A 3,453-nucleotide genomic window follows, 5' to 3' on the forward strand; every position below is an offset into this window, starting at 1 on the left:
CCTCCGGGTAATCCGGGTAGGGGCAGAACTCGTCCAGATCGGCAGCCTCGGGGCCACACCACCATGCCTGCATCGTCTCGGTCGGAAGTGACATGTCCGGCTTGAATCGGCCACGACCGGGCACCTTCTTGCCGGTGCGCTTGTTCAACGTATTCAGCTCTACCGGGTTTGCCTCATTGAACGCCATCAGAGAGGTACCGGAGTTCAGACCACCCATGGCCACACGCAGACCCAGCTGTGCACGGAAGTTCGATCCCAAATCTGATGCTGAAGGCTGCTGACCAGCCACCAGCAAGAAGATCTCAAACGCTCGAGCCTCCATCGCCAAGCGAAGCAGGGCTACCTTTGCCGCCTTACGGGCTTCCATCTGATTCAGCATTACCGGATCATCCGTATCAACCTTCTCAATCATGAACAGCGAGACGACCTCATCAACGACGACAAGCATCGGCTTAATGGGGGCGGTACCTCCCTTGCCGGCACGAACATCAACAGGCAGACTACCCACATTGGAGACATTGTAGAGCGCGGTGAGCTGCTTGCGATGCTCCATTTCCGCCAGCGCCATCTGCAGGACGTCACCACAGCCGACAATATCGGTAGCGTGAGCAATAATGCCCGGGCGGGCATCTCCCACCATCAAAGGAGCCACACCCGTATTGATGCCGTTACGGTTGCTGTAGCGGCGCTTACGGGTGAACTGGACAAGACCTGACGTCTTCGGGTCCGCCAGAGCCACATACCAGCCCTTGAGCATTGCCTGACCGATATAGGTCATCATCACCTCAGACTTACCCGAACCGGTACCACCGCAGGCGAGCGCGTGCGGGTTCTCGCTCTTGACGGAGAAGGTCACGTCCTCGCCGGTGGCAAGGTTCGTGCCGATAACGAAGGTATAGGGGTCTTCGTGGACTCGACCGCTCCAGCGGATATTTGCCGGCAACACAATCGTCGAGATAACAATCTTGTTATTACGCTGATCCCAGACGATCTTGTACGCATCATCAGTCCAGAACTGACCGTCGAACGACTTCTCGAAGTCGTTGCGAGTGCGTTCTTCGTGCACACTGTATCCAACGTGGTATCCAATGCGGATTTGGCGGGGGGTGTGCTGGTCAAGATCCCAATCAATCTTGATAGCCTTCGCCGGGTCCATGTCCTTCTTGATGACCTTCTTCTCCAGCAAGAACTCACCCAAGCGGGCTAGATGCTCCTGCTGCTTAGCGCGCAAAGAGAAAGCACGGGCAACCGAAACACTCACCAGCAACGCACCGATCAGCACACCCACCCACGACAGGTTCGCCGCCGCCAGCAACGCACCTAGCAGCAAGCCCTGATGAATCGGGCTCCATTTGGGGGTGTCACCAGATAGCGCCAACCGCAGCCACCAGAAGAACCGCGGCCAATACTCAGCGGTCGCCTTAGCTAGACCTCGCTGCTGATCTTCCTTCTGGCGACTGCGCCATGATCGACCCGTCCTGCGGTACTGCGCTCGCCGCGCCATAGCCAGCATAATCAGCAGAATAACGAAGATGACCAGCGGCGAGGTCAAGAAGACCAGCAGCGGCGGGGTCTTCTGAATAGACGGCCACGCCAGCACCAGTGAACCAGCAAGAAGCGTTCCGGTCAAAGGCAACTGCGCCTTCAGAAGCCCCGACTCCAAAGAGCTACCCGGAGCCGCAAAGCGGATCGCCCATTGCATGCCATACGAGACCGCAAAGGTGAGAATAATGAGTATGGTAAACATGCTCCCAGTATATACGTAACCTGCCTGGGTGACCTTGAAAATCAAGACTTCACCCGCAATACGAAACCCCTCTACAAGCAAGGGAAGAAACAGTAAGGGGCTGGCACATCAACCATGTGCCAGCCCCTCAAAAACCTTATGACTAGTGCTGTCCTGACGAAGCCCGCGTGAACGAAGTCGTCCCGAACATGACCGACGCAGCAGCATCGGTACCGATAATCTCCGTCATAGACCGGCGCACCCCGTCCTTCTCAAACTCACGAGTCACCAAATCACCGGTAATCACCCACCGCTGCCCCTTCTTAGCACTCTGCGCAAAATGCTCAGCGAGCGCACCCGACAGCTTGTAGGACAGGACAAGCTTGTTCTCGTTCTTTACCCACGTTTTGGTGGTCGGATCGTACCGGTCTTTCTTGTTCTCGATGATCCTGCCGCTCACCCACGGCTTGCCGTCGGGGCTGTAGCGGAGCACCGGGTCATCTGCCAGATTTCCCATATACGCCTGATCTGCCACGTTTCTATCCTTTCTTCTGATACCTTTACCAGCAAAATTGATACGCCCCTTGAATCTAAAGGGCAAATAAGAGTATTTAGTATGTATTATAGATGCCACAACCCAGGGTTACCCCCCGGGTAGATTCACCAGTACGGAATCCACACCGTACACGTAACGGAAACAAACGCGCACGCCGGGCTAAGAGCACTTCGCGCTTAGCCCGGCGTGAAGAAGGAACCACAGAAGATGACAGAGCAACAGCAGCAGAGTGAACCACTATACACCGTCACGGTTGAGATGATGCACCGGAAGATTTCGCCTGAATGGCTCACCGTTGGCCTAGCAACGGATACACTGGCGCACCTGGTGGAATGGGCAGCAGTAGCGAACCCACAGATCAAACCGCCAGAAGCACCCTTGACCGCTGAGGCAGTCCGCCAGTTCGTCGCAGCGGTTGCCGCTCAGCCTGAATTTGAGTGGCGGGTGCACGTCGAGCCAGCACCAGAAGGCGCACGAGCAACCATTGATGAGCTAGAAGATTTCGCGCACCGCTGCGAGGACGGCACGGTAACGGTAGAAGACATGGACCGTCACGACATTCTCTCGACCCGATACTTTAGGCCGGCTAGACTGTTCATGTTTGACGCCGGCAGCTAGATGAAGCGCTGATCGTCTCCAATCCGTTGTCCTGTTGGCTCCACCGCGGATCTTCACATGGTGCGGTGCGCAGAGAAAATCCCCCTCCCACACTGACTGTGGGAGGGGGATTTTAGTGTTCACTACCTAACCGTTAGGGCAGGAACATCAGAAGCATCATGTTCAGCATCAGACATACCTGGACGGCGACAATCTGCGCGAAATTCAAATCCACCTGCAACGACTTGTACTTAGCACGCAGAAGATAATGAGTCGTCAAGAGCGTAACTTCCAGCAAGACAATCGACAAAGTACCAGTGAGCAGGAAGTAGCCGGCAGCAGCTGAGGTAGCCCAGACGAGCTTGCCGTTCAGCATATCCGGTAACGTCGGCATCGAGTGAGAGCCAGCCTTCCACAAAGCCCAGCCTGCCAGACCGGTTGCCAGCATGGAGCCACCCTGCTGCTCAGCCTCCGCAATCGTAGGAATGAGCCGCCCCTCGGTCGGCTGACCAAGAATCACCAGGCCGGTAGCGATACCAGCTACCACGGCGGCCAGCTGGCACGCACGCCCGTC

4 protein-coding genes are annotated in these 3,453 nt (G+C 56.4%); 1 reads left to right on the plus strand and 3 read right to left on the minus strand.

The genetic code is table 11. The annotated features are described in order from the left end of the window. Nucleotides 1-1,747 (minus strand): hypothetical protein (locus Q0216_RS05630; RefSeq protein ID WP_298593625.1); only part of this gene is annotated, 1,747 nt, incomplete at its 3' end. A gap of 142 nt (nt 1,748-1,889) precedes the next feature. Beyond that, nucleotides 1,890-2,261, minus strand: coding sequence for a single-stranded DNA-binding protein (locus Q0216_RS05635; RefSeq protein WP_298593627.1), 372 nt, complete (start codon nt 2,259-2,261; stop codon nt 1,890-1,892). Nucleotides 2,262-2,489: 228 nt separating this feature from the next. Here Q0216_RS05635 and Q0216_RS05640 point away from each other — a divergent pair, with 228 nt between their 5' ends. After that, entirely contained in the window at nt 2,490-2,900 is a 411-nt protein-coding gene (locus Q0216_RS05640) for a hypothetical protein (RefSeq protein ID WP_298593629.1), read from the plus strand. Nucleotides 2,901-3,033: 133 nt separating this feature from the next. Here Q0216_RS05640 and Q0216_RS05645 read toward each other — a convergent pair. After that, on the minus strand, nt 3,034-3,453 hold a 420-nt coding region (locus Q0216_RS05645; protein ID WP_298593632.1), incomplete at its 5' end, for a hypothetical protein.

Origin of the sequence: uncultured Rothia sp., assembly GCF_937976295.1 — a bacterium.
Taxonomy (GTDB): Bacteria; Actinomycetota; Actinomycetes; order Actinomycetales; family Micrococcaceae; genus Rothia.